This window comes from Curtobacterium sp. DN_7.5 (genome assembly GCF_022655355.1).
Taxonomy (GTDB): domain Bacteria; phylum Actinomycetota; class Actinomycetes; order Actinomycetales; family Microbacteriaceae; genus Curtobacterium; species Curtobacterium luteum.
The window spans coordinates 2,764,166-2,782,143 of sequence record NZ_CP093378.1 but is presented as its reverse complement, the minus strand read 5'-3'; the positions used below and the strand labels follow the sequence as shown (position 1 = coordinate 2,782,143).

Below are 17,978 nucleotides of genomic sequence, written 5' to 3'. Positions count from 1 at the left end.
TTAGGTTAGCCTCACCTACGCCATGCTCGCCACACTCGTCATCGGCCTCCGCGAAGGTCTCGAAGCCACGCTCATCGTCGGCATCATCGCCGCCTTCCTGCGTCGCAACCGCGTGCCCCTCGCGCCGATGTGGTTCGGCGTCGGGACCGCCGTCCTGCTCAGCGTCGCCGTCGGCTTCGGACTCCAGCTCGTCGAGCAGGCGCTGCCCCAGGCCGAGCAGGAGGGCATGGAGACCGTCATCGGCATCGTCGCCGTCGTCTTCGTCACCGGCATGATCGTCTGGATGCGGTCGCACGCGCGGAACCTGAGCACCGAGATCGAAGCCAGTGCGACGGCGGCCCTCGGGCGCGGAACCGCATGGGCACTCGCGGGCATGGCGTTCCTCGCCGTCCTCAAGGAGGGCTTCGAGACGTCGGTCTTCCTGCTGGCCACCTTCCAGGCCTCGCGCGACACCGGCTCGGCGGCACTCGGTGCGGTCCTCGGCGTGGCGGCCGCGGTCGTCATCGGGTACGGCATCTACACCGGCGGCGTCCGGTTGAACCTCGCGAAGTTCTTCACCGGCACCGGCGTCTTCCTCGTCTTCGTCGCGGCCGGGCTCGTCCTCACCGCGATCCGCCACGCGCACGAGGCCGGCTGGATCGTCATCGGACAGCAGCGCACCGTGGACCTGTCCTGGCTCGCGCCGAACGGGTCCGTCCAGGGCGCGCTCGTCACCGGCGTGCTCGGTGTCCCGCCGGACCCGCGGGTCATCGAGCTGCTCGGCTGGGCGCTCTACCTCGTGCCGGTGCTCGCCCTGTCGCTCTGGCCACGCTCCTGGCGCCCGACGCCGGCACGCGTGCCCCTCGTCCGGACCGTGGTCGCCGGTGGGCTCGCGCTCGCCGCGGTCGTCCTCGCGATCGGGGTTCCGGCCACCGTCGCGACGCCGCGCCTGCCCGACACCGTCCGGCTCGACGGTGACCAGACGAGCCTGACCGCCGACGTCCACGGGACGTCCGGGGTGCTCCGGACGTCGGGGAACGGCGCGCAGTCCGAGACGGCACTCCCGGCCTCCGCACACCGCCGGGTCACCCGCGCCGGCGTCACCGCCGACCGCTGGCGGATCACCGGTGCCGGCACGGGAGCCGACCAGCCGAGCAGCCTGACGCTCGACGACCTCGTCGGGCTCTTCGGCCGCATCCCGGTGGGCATCTCCCCGTCGACCAACCCCGGACCGTTCACGGCCTCGTGGTCGACCACGCGGACGACCACCGTCTGGACCGTCGCCGGTGGCGTGCTGGACGCGACCAGCTCGGAACGCGACGTGCTCACGCTGCGCGGTGGGGGCCTCCCGTCCGCCCGGACCACCACCCTGGACCGCGACGTGTGGGGCGTCCCGGACGCCGTCGCCCAGCGCGCCGCCGCGACCGCGGCCGCCGCCGCGACCCGGGGTGCGGAACTGCAGCTCTGGGCGGCGTGGCTGCCCCTCGCGCTCGGCAGCGCCGCCGTCGTGCAGCTGCTGCTCGCCCTCCGCGACCGCCGTCGCACCACCACCCCTGCGCCCGACCCCGACACGACCCTGCCCAGCGGCCCGCCCGCCGCTGACCCCACGAGGAGCCCCGCGTATGCCGCTCGGTAAGACCACCGTCCGTCCCCTGATCACCCTCGGCGCGCTCGGTGCCGTGACCGCGCTCGCCCTGACCGGCTGCGCCTCCGGATCGTCGTCCGCAGCGGGCGACGCGAGCGCCTCCGGCAAGGTCGCACGGGTGACCATCACGCTGACGAACGACGGGTCCGACGCCTGCGCCGTGTCCTCGACGAAGGTCCCCGCTGGCCCGGTCACCTTCACGGTGAAGAACGAGTCGTCGACCGCGATCACCGAGGTCGAGCTGCTGCAGGACCAGCGGATCCTCGGTGAGAAGGAGAACCTGGCACCCGGGCTCGACCCCGTGCACTTCACGGCGACGCTCAGCGGCGGGAAGTACCAGGTGTACTGCCCCGGCGCGGCGACCGAACTCACCGACTTCACCGTCACCGGCAAGGTCGCGGACACCGCGAACAGCAGTGCGGCGACGCTCCTCGCCGACGGCACCAAGGGCTACGCGACCTACGTCGACGGCCAGGTGACGGACATGGTCACCGCGGTCGAGCAGCTGCAGGCCGACGTCGACAAGGGTGACGTCGACGCGGCGAAGACCGACTACGCGAACGCCCGCCCGTACTACGAGCACATCGAGAGCGACGTCGACGGCTTCGTCAAGAAGGGCTACAAGGCGACCGACAACGCCGGCAACCTCGACTACCTCATCGACATGCGCGCCTCGAACCTCGACGACGCCGTGGGCTGGAGCGGCTTCCACGCCGTCGAGAAGGACCTCTTCCAGGCGGGCGAGATCACCGCCTCGACGAAGAAGACCGCGGCAGCGCTGACCGAGAACGTCCGGCTCCTCGCGAAGCTCGTGCCGACGCTCGACTACAAGCCCGAGGACCTCGCCAACGGCGCCGCAGGCCTGCTCGAGGAGGTCCAGTCGAACAAGATCACGGGTGAGGAGGAGGCGTACAGCCACATCGACCTCGTCGACCTCGCCGCGAACGTCGAGGGCGCCCGTCAGGCCTTCGCGTACCTCAAGCCGGGGCTGACGAAGACCGACCCGACGCTGACGCAGCAGATCGCGAAGCAGTTCGACGCCACCAACTCGCTCATGGACAGCTACCGCGACGCGGACGGCCTCGGCGGGTTCAAGCCCTGGGACGAGTCCCTGCGGCGCTCCGACGCCAACGCGATCTCGCAGCAGGTCCAGGCGCTGCAGGACCCGCTGTCGCGCCTCGCGGAGAAGGTCGCCACCGCGTGACGACCGAGCACGAGCAGCACCCGGCGGACCCCGACCGGGCGACGGCGCAGCACCCGGCGGACCCCGACCGGGCGACGGCGCAGCACCCGTCGGGGTTCTCGCGCCGCGGTCTCCTCGGCGCCGGCCTGGCCGCCGCTGGAGCCGGGGTCGGCGCGGCCGTCGGCATCGCCGGCGCGGCCGCCGCGACCGGGGTGAACCCCCTCGTCGCCGCCACGAACGGCGACGAGTCGCTCGACCTCTCGCAGCAGCACCCCTTCTACGCGACGGCCGCCGGCCAGCCGCAGGGCGGCATCCGGACCGTCCCGCAGCGCCACTGCGTCTTCATGACCTTCGACCTGTCGACGTCGGTCGCGACGGACCTGCAGGTGCTGCTCGCCCGGTGGTCGGCCGCGATCGCCCAGCTGCAGGCGGGCAAGACCGTCGGCAGCGTCGAGCCGGCGCACGGCAACGGCGTCGGCGCCGACACCGGCGAGGCCCTCGACCTCGGGCCGGCGTCGCTCACCGTCACGGTCGGCCTCGGACCGGGCGTGTTCGACGAGCGCTTCGGGTTGGCCGACAAGCGTCCGGCGCACCTCGCCGCGATCCCGACCCTGCCGAGCGACAACCTCGACGAGCAACTGACCGGCGGAGACCTCTCCCTGCAGGCCTGCGCGGACGACCCCCAGGTGGCCTACCACGCGGTCCGGGACCTCGCCCGCATGGCCCGCGGCACCGCGACCGTGCGCTGGACGGTGCTCGGGTTCGGCCGTGCCTCCGCCGGCCCGTCGCAGTCGACCCCGCGGAACCTGATGGGGTTCAAGGACGGCACCCGGAACGTCACCACGGACGACGAGTTCGACCGCTTCGTGTGGGTCGACCAGCCCGGGGACGGCGCGGCGTGGATGCGCGGCGGTACCTACCAGGTCGTCCGGAAGATCCGGATGAACCTCGAGACGTGGGACGCCGACGTGGTCAGCGACCAGCAGCGGGTGTTCGGTCGGACCAAGATCGACGGGGCACCGCTCTCCGGCGGATCGGAGCACACGACGCCGGACTTCCACGCGGCGCACGGTGACGGGACGACGAAGATCGACGCCCGGTCGCACATCGCCCTCGCGGCGCACGAAGCCAACGGCGGCGTGAAGATCCTCCGCCGCGGGTACAACTACACGGACGGCCTGAACCAGTACGGCCAGCTCGACGCCGGGCTGCTGTTCGCCGCGTACATGAACGACCCGGAGCACTTCGAGCGGCTCCAGCGGAAGCTCGGGGCCTCGGACCGGCTGAACGAGTACGTCTCGCACATCGGCTCGGCGGTCTTCGCGGTCCCACCGGCCCCGCGCAAGGGGTCGTACATCGCCGAGCAGCTCTTCCGCTGACCTGCGGCGGGCGCTGACCTGCGCGGGCGCTGACCAGAGGCTCGCGCGGACCGGCCGCTCGCGCTGACCAGCGCCGACGGGTCAGGTGGTGGGTGCCCTCCGTCGTTTCCCTGGAGACGGAGAGCACCCGCGCCGCGGAGTCCGCACCGAGCGGAACCACCGCCGGCGGATGAGAGGTGACCCGGCGCGACGCGTCGCGATGCGACAGTGCCGAGGATACGCCGCACCGGCCCGCATGGACAGGGACGTCCCAGACGGGACACCGGACGGACTGGAGGCGCGGTGCCCGCTGGCACCGCGCCTCCAGTCCGTCAGACGGTCGCGTCAGACGGCCGCATCAGTCAGCCGTGCCCGCTGCTGCACGCTGCGCGCGCCCGCGTCGAGCGACCACCAGGCCTGCGACGCCGGCGAGGAGGAGCAGACCGGCCGCGATCGCGGGCCCGGTCAGCTCGGCGCCCGTGAAGGCGAGCTCGTCCGTCGGCACGATCGCGTCGACGTCACCGTCGCCGTCCGTGTCGATCGGCACGCCGGTCCCGGCGCCGCTGTCGACGTCACCGCCGTCCTCGACGCCCGGGAGCGTGCCCGGGTCGGTGGGGTCGGCGGGGTCGGTCGGGTCCGTCCCGGGCTCGGGCTCCGGCTCGGCTGCCGTCTCGACCGGGATCGTCACCGCGAGGGTGATCGTCTGGCCGCCGGGCAGCGTCACGACGAGGGGCTGCTCAGCCGTCTCGGCTGCGGCGACCGCGCGGGTCGAGGCAGCGGCACGTGCCACCCCGTCGTCGGAGGCCGTTGCGCCGGGGACCGTGAACGTCAGCGTCGCCGTGCCCTGCTCGTCCGTCTTGTCCACGATGGTCGGGTCGATCGGGGCGCTGGCGAGCTCCTCGTCCCCGGCACCGATCGACACCGATCCTGCTGCGGACGGGTCCTCGCTCGAGAACACGAGCGACGACAGGCGCACCGTGACGTCGTCACCGGGTCGGAAGCCGCCGTCCGGCGTGGGGGAGACCGTGACCCCGACCGCACGCTGGTCCTTCGGCGGCGTCACGACGGGGTTCGCCGCGAAGTAGTCGACCTGTGCCTGGAGGTCGACCTGGCCCGAGTCGGCGATGTTCTTCCCGGTCGTGAACGCGGAGAACTTGTCGCCGCCGGTCGAGAGGAACGAGTTGACCGTGACCTTGAGCGTGTCGGTGAGGGCGATCGGCTCGCCGTCGAGCGTCATCGTGGTGATGCGCTCCCCACGACCCTTCGCGGGGTCGTAGGTGTAGGCGAAGCCGTCGGAGACGCCGAGCTTCAGGAAGGGGCGGTCCGAGCCGTCCGGCTGCCACTGCTGCTCGAGCGCGTCCTTGATCTGCTGACCGGTCATGTCCTCGGTGACGAGGGTGTTCGCGAACGGTTGGACGAGCGCCGCCTCCTTGTAGGTCACGGTGCCGTCCGGATCGTTCGCGCCGCTCGACCTGTACAGGATGTCGGTGCGCAGGCCGCCGGGGTTCATGAAGGCGACCTGCGAGCCGTTCCGGGCGGTGGCGGCTCGCTGCACCTCGGCGATGTTGTTGCCGAGCACGGACTCCCCGCCGCGGTTCTCGCTCGTCCGGTCCGACTGGACGGCGCGCCGGAGGTCGCCGGTGACCTTCCCGAGCGGCTTCGCGCCCTCGACCTCGGCGACGGCCTTCGCGTCGGCGACGATCCCCGCGACCTCGGTGACCGACGAGGTGTCGGTCGCGGTGCGCGGGTCGGTGTTGACCGGCGTGACCTCGGCCGAGATGTCGGTGAGCTGCTTGTCCGCGTCCACCGTCAGCTGCAGGTGCCCGTAGTTGACGCCGTAGGAACCGGTCTGGATGACGGGGCGGAGCTCGCCCGTCGGCCCGGCGATCTCGTGGTCGTACGAGAAGTGGGTGTGCGCCGAGACGATCGCCGAGACCCGCTCGTCGACGCCGGCGGCGATCTTCGCGAAGGTGCTCGACCCGGTCGCGTCGGCGATGTTGCTCGACGCCGCCCCCTCGTGCACGAGGAGCACGAGCACGTCGGCCTCGCCGTTGTCCGGGTCGCCGTCGGTCAGCTCATCGGCGTACTTGTTGACCTGGCTCACCACCGGGGCCATCTCGAGCCCCTCGACCCCGCCGGGGCTGACGAGTCCGGGGATGAGGTCCTCGGTCGTCGCGCCGATGAAGCCGACCTCGACCCCGCCCTTCTCGACGATCTGGTACGGCGTGAAGGCCGGCGTGGTCGTGCCCTCCTCGACGATGTTCGCCGAGACGTACTGCCAGTCCGCGGCCGCCTCGATGCGGTCGGTGAAGTCGTCCTGACCCTTGTCGAGCTCGTGGTTGCCGATCGCGCTGACGTCGAGCCGCATCGCGTTCAGGGCCTCGATGGTCGGGGTGTCCTGCTGGATGAGCGACGTGAAGGTCGATGCGCCGACGTTGTCGCCCGCGCTCGTGAAGATCGTGTTCGGGTTCGCCTCACGCCAGGACTGCACCACGGTCGCGAGCCGAGCGGCACCGGCGGCCTTGTCGGCGGTCGTGCCCTCGGACTCGATCCGACCGTGGAAGTCGTTGATGTCGACGATGTCGATCGTGGTGTCACCGTCGGCAGCGCTGGCGACGGACGGGACGGACAGCGCGACGAGGACGCCCGCCGTGGCGAGCGCTGCGCCCGCGACGACGCGCCCACGACGCGTTCGGGAGTGGTGGGAAGTGTTCATCGGCGACGAACCTAGGAGAACGCACAGGCGACACGCCAGCTGACCCCCGAACGCGTCACACGATGTTCACACGGGCACCATGCGGTGGTCAGTCGCGGCCGAGGGCGCCCTTCACCCGCTCGACGGCCTCCGCGGCCATCGCCTTCGCCGAGTCCTTCACGACGTCGAGCTCGACCGGGTCGCCCTTGAGCAGGCTCTTCGCGGTGTTGATCGCGTACTCCGCCGTGATGTGCGGAGGGAGCGGCGGCACGCTGCGGCTGACGTACGCGTCGATCACGGTCACCCCGGGGTTCGCGAACGCCCGCTCGACGGCCGCGTCGACCTCGCTGTCGTCGTGCACCGCGATGCCGGTGAACCCGAGGAGCTCGGCGTACCCGGCGTAGTCCATCGTCTCGACGTCCTGCGAGCCGCGCCACATCGGGTTGCCGTCCTCGGTCCGCATCTCCCACGAGACCTGGCCGAGGTCGTCGTTGTGCATGATCACGATGACGAGCTGCTGGTTCGGCCAGTTCGCCATGTACTTCTTCACGGTGATGAGCTCGTTCATCCCGAGCATCTGGAACGCGCCGTCGCCGATCGTGCAGACCGCCGGCGCGTCCGGGAACGCGAACTTCGCCGCGACGGCGTACGGCATCGCCGCGAGCATGGTCGCGAGCCGGCCGGACATGTCGCCGTGCATGCCCCGACGGAGCCGGATGTGGTGGCCGTACCAGTCCGCCGTGGTGCCCGCGTCGCATGTCACGGTGACGCGCTCGGGCAGCCGTTCGTTCACCGCGCGGATGACCCGGCGCGGGTTGACCCCGTCGCTGTAGGAGACTTCGGCCTGGCGGGCCATCTCGGCCTCCCACTCGCGCATCTCGTCGGCGAGCTGCTCCTGCCACGAGTGGTCGGTGGTCTGCTCCAGGAGCGGCAGGACCGCGTCGAGTGTCGCACCGACGTCGCCCCAGAGGTTGAGCTCGGTCGGGTACCGCAGGCCGAGATGCTCGGGCTTGATGTCGACCTGCACGCCCCGCGCCTGCCCCGACTTCGGCAGGTACTCACCGTAGGGGTAGTTCGTCCCGAGGAGCACGATCGTGTCGCACTCCTTGATCTGCGTCAGGGAGGGCCGGGAGCCGAGCAGCCCGACCTGCTGCGTGTGGTACGGCACGTCCGACGGCACGACGTCCTTGCCGCGGAGCGCGGTGATGATCCCGGCGCCGGTCCGCTCCGCCGCCGCGAGCACCTGGTCCGTGGCGCCGCGGGCGCCGGCTCCGACCAGGAAGGTGATCTTCTTCCCGGAGTTCAGGATCTCCGCGAACCTCCGGACGTCGTCGGCCGACGGCGTGATCCGCGTCGAGGCCGGCACGTCGCTCGACCGGGAGACCCAGTGCTCGGCCGCGGGCTCCTCCCACGCCATCGCCTGCACGTCGTGGGGGAGCACCACCACGGCGGGCTGCTTCCGCAGCATCGCGGTGCGGAACGCCGTGTCGATCACCACCCCGGCGGCGTCCGGGGACGCCACGGTCTCGACGTAGCAGGCCACGTCGGCGAACACGCGCTCGAGGTTCGACTCCTGCTGGGTGAACGACCCGATCGACGCGAGTCCCTGCTGCCCGACGATCGCGACCACCGGCTGGTTGTCCATCTGCGCGTCGTACAGCCCGTTGAGCATGTGGAACGCACCGGGGCTCGAGGTGGCGACGCAGACCCCGACCTCGCCGGTGAACTTCGCGTGCGCGGTGGCCATGAGCGCCGCGATCTCCTCGTGGGTCGGCCGCACGTACTCGAGGGCGCGCTCGCTGCCGTCGGCCTTGCCGAGGGCGCCGTCGAACGCGCCGATCCCGTCACCCGGGTAGCCGAAGACCCGGGTCACGCCCCAGGACTTGATGCGGTCGATGACGAAGTCGCTCACGGTCGTGCTCATGGCTCCAGCGTGCATCCCGCTTGCTGTGCGCGCTCAGACTGGAGGCCCGGATCACGTGACCGACGTCGGTCACGTGATCCGGGCCTCCAGTCGGTCCGGTACGACCCCCGGCCGGACGCGAGTGCTCAGCCGATCGTCCGCCAGTCGCGTGCGGCCGCGCTCCGGACCACGGCCTCGATGATCGCCGCGGCCCGGGCGCCGTCCGCGAACGTGGGCAGCCCCTCGGGCGACCCGCCCCGGACGGCCTCGTACGTGTCCGAGACGAACGCGGTGAACGCGTCGAGGTACCCCTGCGGGTGCCCGGCCGGCACCATCGCCAGGCGTCGCTGGTCGGGCACGCCCTGCGACGGGTCCCGGACCACGATCTGCGCCCCGCGGTCGGTGCCGAACCAGGCGGACTCGGGCTGCTCCTGGTCGAAGGCCGCGGAGCCGAGCGTGCCGTCCACCTCGAACCAGAGCCGGTTCTTGCGCCCGGCGGAGACCTGCGAGATGACGACGTTGCCGATGCGCCCGGCCTCGGTCCGGAAGGTGGCGACGGCGGTGTCCTCCGTCGTGACCTCGGCGCGCTCGCTGGCGTCCGCGACCGGGTCGGGGTCGGGGGAGCCGGAGAAGGACGGACCGGACGCCGCCGGTCGGGTCGGGTACACGACGTCGGTCGCTGCCGACACCTCGACGAACCGCTGCCCCGTGACGAACTCCACGAGGTCGCACCAGTGCGAACCGATGTCCGCGAAGGCGCGCGAGACGCCGCTCGACGACGGGTCCACCCGCCACGACGACGCGTCCTCGTCGAGCATCCAGTCCTGGAGGTAGTGCCCGTGCACGGCGAGCAGCCGACCGAGCTCGCCGTCCGCGACCCGGGCCCGGATCTCGCGCACGATCGGGTGGTAGCGGTACACGAACGGGACCGTCGCGACGACGCCGGCCTCGGCGGCCGCGGCGACGAGCTCGTCCGCCTGGGCCGGGTCGAGCGCCAGCGGCTTCTCGCACACCACGTGGATGCCGGCACGGATGGCCGCGAGCGACTGGGGGTGGTGCTGCCCGTTCGGGGTGCAGACGTGCACGACGTCCGGGGCGTCCGCGATCACCTCGTCGAGCGAGGCGTAACCCCGCGGGAGGCCGAGCTGCGCGGCGACCTGCTCCGAGCGCGCCGGCGTGCGACCGAGGACGCCGAGCACCTCCGCGCCCGAGGCGGCGGCGGCCCGGACGTGGACGCCCGCGATCATGCCCGTCCCGATCACTGCGACGCGGAGGCGCCGCCCGTCGTGCTCACTGCTCATCGTGCTCCCTCGCGCCGGACTGCCCCCACCGTATCGGCGAGACCGGAGGCACGCCCGGAGCGGGCGCCGGTGCACGCGACCCGACGGCACGGCCCCGGACCCGGCCACCTGCAGGACTCGTGAGTACGGTCTGGGGCATGTCGAGCCTCCAGACCACCCTGCTCATCCTCGGTGCCAGCGGCGACCTGTCGAAGCGGCTGCTGCTCCCCGGCCTCGCGACCCTCCTGGAGGTGAAGGAGGACTGGGACGTGCAGCTCGTCGGCGCCGGCACGGAGGACCTGTCGGACGACGACTGGAAGCGTCTCGTGCACGACGCGTTCGAGAACGCACAGGCGTCGAAGAACGAGGAGGACGAGGGCGCGCACGACGGGTCCGAGCGGCTGAGCGCCCGACTCCGCGCCGTCGTCGAGGCGTCGAGCTACCGCAAGTCGGACGTCACCAGCGCGGACGACCTGAAGGCCCTGCTCGCCGACTGCCAGCACGACCCGGCGGTCTACTTCGCGCTCCCGCCCGCCGTCACCGAGAAGAGCTGCGAGGTGCTGGCCGGGCTCGACCTCCCGCACGGCACCCGCTTCGCGCTCGAGAAGCCGTTCGGCACCGACGCCCGGAGCGCCGAGCACCTCAACGACGTCCTGCACGGGTTCCTGCCCGAGGAGCGCATCCACCGCGTCGACCACTTCCTCGGTCGGTCCACCGTGCTCAACCTGCTCGGGCTCCGGTTCGCGAACCGCATCATCGAGCCGCTGCTCTCGTCGCAGCACGTCGAGCGCATCGACATCGTCTACGACGAGACCCTCGGGCTCGAGGGCCGCGCCCGCTACTACGACAAGGCGGGCGCCCTCGTCGACATGATCCAGAGCCACCTGCTCCAGGTGATGGCCGTCGTCGCGATGGAGGCCCCCGCGTCGATCGACGCCGACGACCTCCGCACGCAGAAGGAGCTCGTCCTCCGCGCCGTCCGGCCCTGGGGCGGTGACGCGGCGGCCGCGGGCAAGCGTGCCCGCTACACCGCGGGGACCATCGGTGATCGTCAGCTGCCGAGCTACGTGGACGAGGAGGGCGTGGACCCCTCGCTCGGCACCGAGACCCTCGCCCAGCTCACCCTCGAGGTCGCGAACTGGCGGTGGGCCGGCGTCCCGATCACGCTCCGCTCCGGCAAGGCGCTCGGGAAGCAGCGTCGCGAGATCATCATCACGTTCAAGGACTCCCCGCACGTGCCGAACGGGCTGACCGGGGCCGAACTGCCCGACCGGCTCCGCATCTGGATCGCCCCGGACGAATTCCAGCTCGAGCTCAACGTGAACGGCCCCGGCGACCCGTACACGATCGACCACACGGCGCTGTCGGTGACCTTCAACCCCGGTCGGCTGAGTGCCTACGGCGAGGTGCTCGCCGGGGTCCTCGAGGGCGACGCCACCCTGTCGGTCCGTGGCGACAGCGCCGTGCAGGGGTGGAAGGTCGTCGAGCCGTTCCTGCAGGCCTGGCGGGACGGCCGCGTGCCCCTGGACGACTACGCCGCCGGGACCGAGGGGCCCGAGGGCTGGGACAACATCGACGCCTGACCGGCGGACCACCGGACGGGAGGCACGTGGCGGGTCCGCCACGGGCCTCCCGTCCGTCATCCGGTCACCACGCGGCGGAGGCCGGCCGGGTCCGGGTCCGGGTCCGGGGGAAGGCCCGTCCCGGGTCCGGGAGGGTCGGTGCCGGTGCCGGTGCCGGTGCCGGTGCCGGTGCCGGTGCCGAAGCCGAGGCAGGCCGGCATCCGGCCCGGTGACGGGCCGGCACCCGGTCCGGCGGCGTAGCGTCGCAGCGTGACCACCATCGACGACATCCTGCAGACCGTTCCCGACCCCGCCGGCGCCGACGTGCGCGTCGAGACCGTGCGGTACGACCACGACGGGACCGCCCTCGAGGGCGTGCTCGCGAAGGACCACGCCATCGCCGGCCCGCGCCCCGCGGTGCTCGTCGTCCACGACTGGCACGGCGTCAACGAGCACGTCCACGCCCGCGTCACGATGCTCGCCCGACTCGGGTACGTCGCGTTCGGCGCCGACATCTACGGCGCCGGCATCCGTCCGGGCGACGACACCGCCGGGCAGGTCGCCGGCTCGTTCTACCAGGACCTCCCGCTGCTCCGCGCCCGCGCGCTCGCCGGGTTCGAGCAACTCCGACAGGACCCGGACGTCGACCACACCCGGATCGTCGTCATGGGGTACTGCTTCGGCGGGTCGACCGCCCTCGAGCTCGCGCGGACCGGGGCGGACCTCGTCGGGGCGGTGTCGTTCCACGGCGGGCTCATCGCCCACGACCCCTCCGACGCGCACCAGATCCGGGCGAAGCTCCTCGTGCTCACCGGTGGAGCGGACCCGATGGTCCCCGACGGGAAGGTCCACGAGTGGCAGGACGAGATGCGCTCGGCGCCGGAGGTCGACTGGCAGGTCGTCACCTACTCCGGCGCGATGCACGCGTTCGCCGTCCCGGGCACGGACGCCCCGGACCACGGCGCGCAGTACCAGGCGACCGCGGACCGTCGGTCGTGGCAGGCGCTCCAGACGTTCCTCGGCGAGGTGTTCGACGAGGAGGCCTGAGCCAGCCCGGCGTCGGCGCGACACGCCGAGCGGCCGCGCGGGAGGGGCTCGATTGGCGCGAGTGGCTGCACCTGTTGTAGAGTCTTCCACGGCCGCAAACGCCACGCGCTCGTAGCTCAATGGATAGAGCATCTGACTACGGATCAGAAGGTTGGGGGTTCGAGTCCCTTCGAGCGCACACTGTTTGAGACAGCAGGGATGACGCCCTCGGTTCCACTGGGACCGGGGGCGTCTTCTGTTTCCCGGGTGTCGTGTTCCCGGGTTTCGTGGCTCCCGCTGCCGTCGGTGCGCCGTCGTCGAACGACGCTGTCGTCGTCGCACGACGACGGCGATGTCGTTCGTTGCGTCCGCTACTTGCCGGCGCGTGCACGGAACGACGCCGTCGTCGTCGCACGACAGCGGTCCCGTCGTCCCGCAGCGACGCCCGCGCGAGCGCCGACGCACCCCCGGAACAGACGGGAGGCGCGGTGCCAGCCGGCACCGCGCCTCCCGTCCGTCAGGCGGCTCCGTCGATCACGCGACCGGCGTGCGCAGCTCGGCGAGCGTCGGGTAGTCCGTGTAGCCCTCGGCGCTGGCCCCGTAGAACAGCTCCGGACGCGGCTCGTTGAGCTCCTCGTCCTGCTCCCAGCGGAGCGCGAGGTCCGGGTTCGCGATCGCGGGACGACCGACGGCGACGGCGTCCACGTGCTCGGAGTCGAGCAGCGCGATGGCCTCGTCGCGCGTGGTCACCGACGAGAAGCCGGAGTTCGCGATGAACGGTGCGCCGGCGGTGCGGCGGATGGTCTGCACGAGCTCCGACGTGACGTCGGCCTGCAGCACGTCGACGAACGCGAGTCCGAGGGGTGCGAGGCCCTCGGCGACCGCCGTGTAGGTGGCGAGGACGTCGGCGTCGTCCTCCTCGAGCACGCCCTGGATGTTGTGCTGCGGCGAGAGGCGGATGCCGACCCGGTCCGCGCCGATGGCCTCGGCGATGGCCGTGGTGACCTCGACGGCGAAGCGGGCGCGGTTCTCGGGGGAGCCGCCGTACTCGTCGGTGCGGGTGTTCGAGACGGGGGAGAGGAACTCGTGCACGAGGTAGCCGTTGGCACCGTGGACCTCGACACCGTCGAGTCCGGCGGCGATCGCGTTGCGAGCGGCCTGGACGAAGCCCTGGACGGCCTCGCGGACCTCGGCGGTGGTCAGCTCGTGCGGCACGGGCATGTCCGCCTTGCTGCCGTCGGCGAGGTGCGTCTGGCCGGGGGCGGCGATCGCGCTCGGGCCGACGATGCGCGGCGTCTCGGAGATCGACGTGTGGGAGACGCGGCCACCGTGCATGAGCTGCATGACGATCGTGCCGCCCTCGGCGTGCACGGCGTCGGTGACGCGGCGCCAGCCGGCGACCTGCTCGTCGGTCTCGATGCCGGGCTGGCCGGGGTACGAGCGGCCCTCCTGGACGGGCCAGGTGCCCTCGGTGATGATCATGCCCATGCCGGCACGCTGGCGGTAGTGCTCGACGAGCAGGTCGTTCGGGATGCCCTGGGCGCCCGCGCGCGTGCGGGTGAGCGGGGCCATGACGATCCGGTTGCGGAGGTGCAGTGCGCCGAAGTCGGCGGGTTCGAAGAGCTTCACGTGTCCGTTCAACCACGTGTTGTCGGGTGCAATTCCTTCTCGGAGGGGATCGTCAGCGAGCGGGGCACACCAGCGTCGACGAACGTACCTGTCCCTCGGGCCGGATCACCTGGTGCAGCGACAACGGCTGACCGCAGATCGGGCATGCGCGGTCGACCGTCCGGTCGTCGACGCCCTCGGGGTGTCCGGCGCCGATCTGCGACGGCCCCATCTTCTCGATGAGCGTGGTGTTCCACTTCTCGTACCAGCGGGCGAAGCGTCCCATCACCGGTCCTTTCATTCGTACACGAACCATTGTGGCACGAAGTGTCCGCTCGGGCCAGGGTCAGACGACGTCGACGCGCTCCAGCAGTTCGGTCAGTTCGTCCTTGAGGGCCTCGAGTCGTGCGAGCGGCCAGCCGAGTCGGTCGGCCACCGCGAGCGGGACGGCCTCGGCTCGGTCCCGCAGCGTCCGTCCGGCGGTGGTCAGGGACACCTCGAGCTGCCGTTCATCCGCCGCGCTCCGAGTCCGTCGGACGTAGCCGGAGGCCTCGAGGCGCTTGAGCAGTGGACTGAGCGTCGCCGAGTCGAGCCGGAGCTCGCCGGCGATCTCGCGCACGGACCTCGGATGGTGTTCCCAGAGTGCGAGCATCACGAGGTACTGGGGGTGCGTCAGGCCCATCGGCTCGAGCAGGTCCCGGTACAGGCCGATGACGCTCCGGCTCGTCGCGGCGAGGGCGAAGCAGAGCTGCCGGTCGAGGGCGAGGGGGTCGGCGTCGATCGCGGTCATGCGGCCACCTTACCCTTCGTGCACGAACGGTCGGCGAACGACGGTGGGACCGGCCGTACTCGGCAGGGGGAAGGACCAAGGACGCCCGGTCCGGCCAGGCACGCCCCACGGGCCACGCACTGGAGGCGCGGTGCCGGTCTCGTGGACCGGCTCCGCGCCTCCAGGCGGTCGCGTCGGTGCGGCGCGCTACGCGCGGTGCGTCGGCGTGTGACCCTCGTGCGGGTTCGCGTCCGGCTCCAGCGGCGCGGCGTGCGCCCCGTGGTGCTCCGCACCCGCATCCGGCCCACGCCCGCCGGCCGGGTGCGCCCGCTCGAGCTTCGCGCCCTCGACGTCGACGTCCGGCAGGATCCGGTCGAGCCACTTCGGGATCCACCACGCGCTCCGACCGAGCAGGTGCATGATCGCCGGGATCAGCAGCATGCGGACCACGAACGCGTCGAGGAGGACACCGAACGCGAGCCCGAAGCCGATCGGCTTGATCGTCGACGAGTCCGAGAAGATGAAGCCCGCGAACACCGAGATCATGATGATCGCCGCCGCCGTGACCACTGCCCGACCGGCGTGCAGGCCCCGCTGGACCGCGACCTTGGCCGAGGCTCCGTGGGCGTACGCCTCCCGCATGCCGGACACCAGGAACAGCTGGTAGTCCATCGCGAGCCCGAACAGGATGCCGATCTCGATGATGGGCAGGAAGCTCAGGATGGGTGCCGGGTCGTGCACGCCGAACACCGATCCGAGCCAGCCGAACTGGTAGATCGCGGTCAGACCACCGAACGACGCGAGCACGGACAGGATGAACCCGGCCGTCGCGGTGATCGGCACGAGGAACGACCGGAACACGATGATCAGGATGATGAGCGACAGCCCGACGACGACCGCGAGGTAGAGCGGCAGCACGTTCGAGAGCTTCTCGGACACGTCGATGTTCGCGGACGCGTTGCCCGCGACGCCGAGCGTGGCCGTGCCGTCGTCGACGTTGACCTGCTGCGTGCGGAGGTCCTGCACGAGCCGCTCCGTCGAGACGCTGTCCGGGCCTCCGGCCGGCTTGACCTGGAAGGCGATGATGTCCCGGTCCTCCGACGCGCCGATGGGCAGCACGGCCTTGACGTCGTCGTTCTTCGCGAGCGCCTGGCCGATCGTGACCTCGGTCGCGGTCACGTCGTCCTTGCTGATCGCCTTCGGCAGGTCGGCCACGACGAGCAACGGCCCGTTCTGTCCGGCGCCGAACTCGTCGGACAGGGTCTTGTACGCCTTGTACTGCGACGAGTCGACGGCCTCCGACGCGCCCGTGGGCAGGCCGAGTCGCATCTGCGTGGCAGGCAGGGCGATCGTGCCGAGGACGGCGATGCCGGCGACGAGCGTGATGACCGCGCGCCAGGTCGACATCGGCGCGTTCGGCACCCGGATCGAGTCGGTGTTGCCGATGCGCTCCTGCTCCTTCCGGCGCAGGATCCGCATGCCGAGCAGCGAGAGGAGCGCCGGGGTGAACGACGTGGCGATGAGGATCGCGAAGAACACCGCGACCGCGCCGACCGTGCCCATGAGGCCGAGGAACGGGATGCCGGTGATGTTGAGCGCGAGCAGGGCGACGATGACGGTGGTCCCGGCGAACACCACGGCGTTCCCGGAGGTGCCGTTCGCGAGCCCGATCGACTCGTGCACGTCCATGCCGGCCTTCAGCTGCGTCCGGTGCCGGTTCAGGATGAACAGCGAGTAGTCGATGCCGACCGCCAGCCCCAGCATCACCCCGAGCACGGGCGTGACGGAGATGAACTCCACGAGGCTCGAGAACGACAGCGAGGCGAGGGTCGCGACGCCGACGCCGAGCACCGCGGAAACCAGCGGGATCGCCGCACCGATGACCGTCCGGAGCATCAGGAACAGCACGATCGCGGCGATGATGACGCCGATGATCTCCCCGGGACCGAGGATCGACGGCACGCCCTGCGCGATGTCGTTGGAGACGTAGACGTCCACGCCGCTGATCTTCGCCGCGTCGGCCTTGTCCGAGATGGCCTGCTTCGTGGTCTGCGGGACCTCGTAGGTCGACTTCGTGAACTGCACGGTGCCGATCGCAGCGGCGTCGTTCGACGACACGAACCGGATGTCCTTCGACAGGTCGAGCAGCTTCGAGCCCTGCTCGAGCTCCTGCTCGCTGTCGTCGAGCTTCTGCTCGTTCGCGTCGAGCTTCTCCGTGTTGGCGTCGATGGTCTTCTGCGCCGCGGCGATCTGCTGCTCGCCGGCGGTGAGCTGCTGCTGCTGGGCGTCGATCTGCGCCTGCGCCTGCTGCAACTGTGCCTGCGCGGCCGCGGACGCAGCGGCTCCCGCTGCCTGGGCCTGCGCCTTCTGCGCGTCGAGCTGCTGCTGCGCCTGGTCGATCTTCGCCTGGCCGGACTCGAGCTGCGCCTTCTGCGCGTCGAGCTGGTCCTGCCCGTCGCTGATCTGCTTCCGGCCGTCGGCGATCTGCTCGCGCCCGTCGCTGATCTGCTTCCGGCCGTCGACGATCTTCTGCCGCTGGTCGTCGAGGCGCTGCTGCAGGGTGAAGCCGTCGGAGACGCTCTTGACGCCGCTCTCGTCCGTGAGCCCGTCGAGGAAGTCCTTGACCTCCGACTTCTGCGCGCTCGTGAACGCCTTGCCGTCCGTCGTGGCGAACACCAGGGTGCCGGTGCCGCCGTTCGCCGAGGGGAACTTGTCCGCGAGCTCGTCCTGCACCTGGCTGGTCTTGGTGTTCGGGATCGAGATCGACGACGAGATCGAGCCGGCGAACAGGCTGTAGGTGAGCCCGGCGATGCCCATGATCACGACCCACGCGATGATCACGAGCCAGTGCCTGCGGGCGGAGAATCGCCCGAGTCGGTAGAGGAGACCGGCCATGCGGAGAGCCCCGTTCCTTTCGTGGTGCTGCGGTTGTGCGGTCGGGGTGCGCCGGTGGACCCCGCGGGTGGTCAG

The 17,978-nt window shown here is 71.4% G+C and carries 13 protein-coding genes and 1 tRNA gene; 6 read left to right on the top strand and 8 right to left on the bottom strand.

All coding sequences use genetic code 11. The annotated features are described in order from the left end of the window. Positions 1–22 precede the first annotated feature (22 nt). From efeU to efeB, 3 genes are read left to right on the top strand one after another with little or no spacing between them, the layout of a single operon-like run. Entirely contained in the window at positions 23–1,615 is a 1,593-nt protein-coding gene (gene efeU / locus MON03_RS12840) for an iron uptake transporter permease EfeU (protein WP_242088773.1), read from the top strand. Next, the gene (gene efeO, locus MON03_RS12835; RefSeq protein ID WP_242088771.1) at positions 1,602–2,828 is read left to right on the top strand and encodes an iron uptake system protein EfeO; all 1,227 of its coding nucleotides are present in this window, start codon (positions 1,602–1,604) and stop codon (positions 2,826–2,828) included. Before efeU ends, efeO begins: the two co-directional genes overlap by 14 nt. Then, the gene (efeB, locus tag MON03_RS12830; RefSeq protein ID WP_242088769.1) at positions 2,825–4,186 is read left to right on the top strand and encodes an iron uptake transporter deferrochelatase/peroxidase subunit; all 1,362 of its coding nucleotides are present in this window, start codon (positions 2,825–2,827) and stop codon (positions 4,184–4,186) included. The genes efeO and efeB overlap by 4 nt, the downstream gene beginning before the upstream one ends. Positions 4,187–4,523: 337 nt before the next feature. Here the strand turns inward: efeB and MON03_RS12825 are convergent, their stop codons facing one another. The 3 genes from MON03_RS12825 to MON03_RS12815 form a co-directional block, all read right to left on the bottom strand. After that, complete coding sequence (locus MON03_RS12825; protein WP_242088766.1) at positions 4,524–6,881, bottom strand: bifunctional metallophosphatase/5'-nucleotidase; 2,358 nt, start codon at positions 6,879–6,881, stop codon at positions 4,524–4,526. An 88-nt stretch (positions 6,882–6,969) separates the two neighbouring features. After that, positions 6,970–8,784 carry a thiamine pyrophosphate-requiring protein gene (locus tag MON03_RS12820; protein ID WP_242088764.1) on the bottom strand — a complete coding sequence of 605 codons (1,815 nt, stop codon included), beginning with the start codon at positions 8,782–8,784 and terminating at the stop codon, positions 6,970–6,972. Between the two features lie 125 nt (positions 8,785–8,909). Beyond that, positions 8,910–10,064 carry a Gfo/Idh/MocA family protein gene (locus tag MON03_RS12815; protein WP_031273869.1) on the bottom strand — a complete coding sequence of 385 codons (1,155 nt, stop codon included), beginning with the start codon at positions 10,062–10,064 and terminating at the stop codon, positions 8,910–8,912. Between the two features lie 137 nt (positions 10,065–10,201). On the opposite strand from MON03_RS12815, the gene MON03_RS12810 reads away from it, so the two are divergent. Then, positions 10,202–11,626: a glucose-6-phosphate dehydrogenase gene (locus MON03_RS12810; protein WP_242088763.1), complete on the top strand. Its 1,425-nt coding sequence runs from the start codon at positions 10,202–10,204 to the stop codon at positions 11,624–11,626. A gap of 56 nt (positions 11,627–11,682) precedes the next feature. Here the strand turns inward: MON03_RS12810 and MON03_RS12805 are convergent, their stop codons facing one another. After that, entirely contained in the window at positions 11,683–11,886 is a 204-nt protein-coding gene (locus MON03_RS12805; RefSeq protein WP_242088761.1) for a hypothetical protein, read from the bottom strand. Between MON03_RS12805 and MON03_RS12800 the strand changes: the two genes are divergently transcribed. Then, positions 11,876–12,652, top strand: a complete 777-nt coding sequence (locus MON03_RS12800; protein WP_242088759.1) for a dienelactone hydrolase family protein — start codon at positions 11,876–11,878, stop codon at positions 12,650–12,652. The genes MON03_RS12805 and MON03_RS12800 overlap by 11 nt on opposite strands. A gap of 105 nt (positions 12,653–12,757) precedes the next feature. Further along, positions 12,758–12,830 (top strand) — tRNA-Arg (locus MON03_RS12795). A gap of 335 nt (positions 12,831–13,165) precedes the next feature. Here MON03_RS12795 and MON03_RS12790 read toward each other — a convergent pair. The 4 genes from MON03_RS12790 to MON03_RS12775 form a co-directional block, all read right to left on the bottom strand. After that, a complete protein-coding gene (locus MON03_RS12790) occupies positions 13,166–14,260 on the bottom strand; it encodes an alkene reductase (RefSeq protein WP_242088757.1) in 1,095 nt (364 codons plus the stop codon). 52 nt (positions 14,261–14,312) lie between these two features. After that, complete coding sequence (locus MON03_RS12785) at positions 14,313–14,525, bottom strand: hypothetical protein (protein WP_022904449.1); 213 nt, start codon at positions 14,523–14,525, stop codon at positions 14,313–14,315. 60 nt (positions 14,526–14,585) lie between these two features. Beyond that, a complete protein-coding gene (locus MON03_RS12780) occupies positions 14,586–15,029 on the bottom strand; it encodes a MarR family winged helix-turn-helix transcriptional regulator (RefSeq protein WP_242088755.1) in 444 nt (147 codons plus the stop codon). 186 nt (positions 15,030–15,215) lie between these two features. Further along, complete coding sequence (locus tag MON03_RS12775; protein ID WP_242088753.1) at positions 15,216–17,903, bottom strand: MMPL family transporter; 2,688 nt, start codon at positions 17,901–17,903, stop codon at positions 15,216–15,218. Between the last annotated feature and the right edge of the window lie 75 nt (positions 17,904–17,978).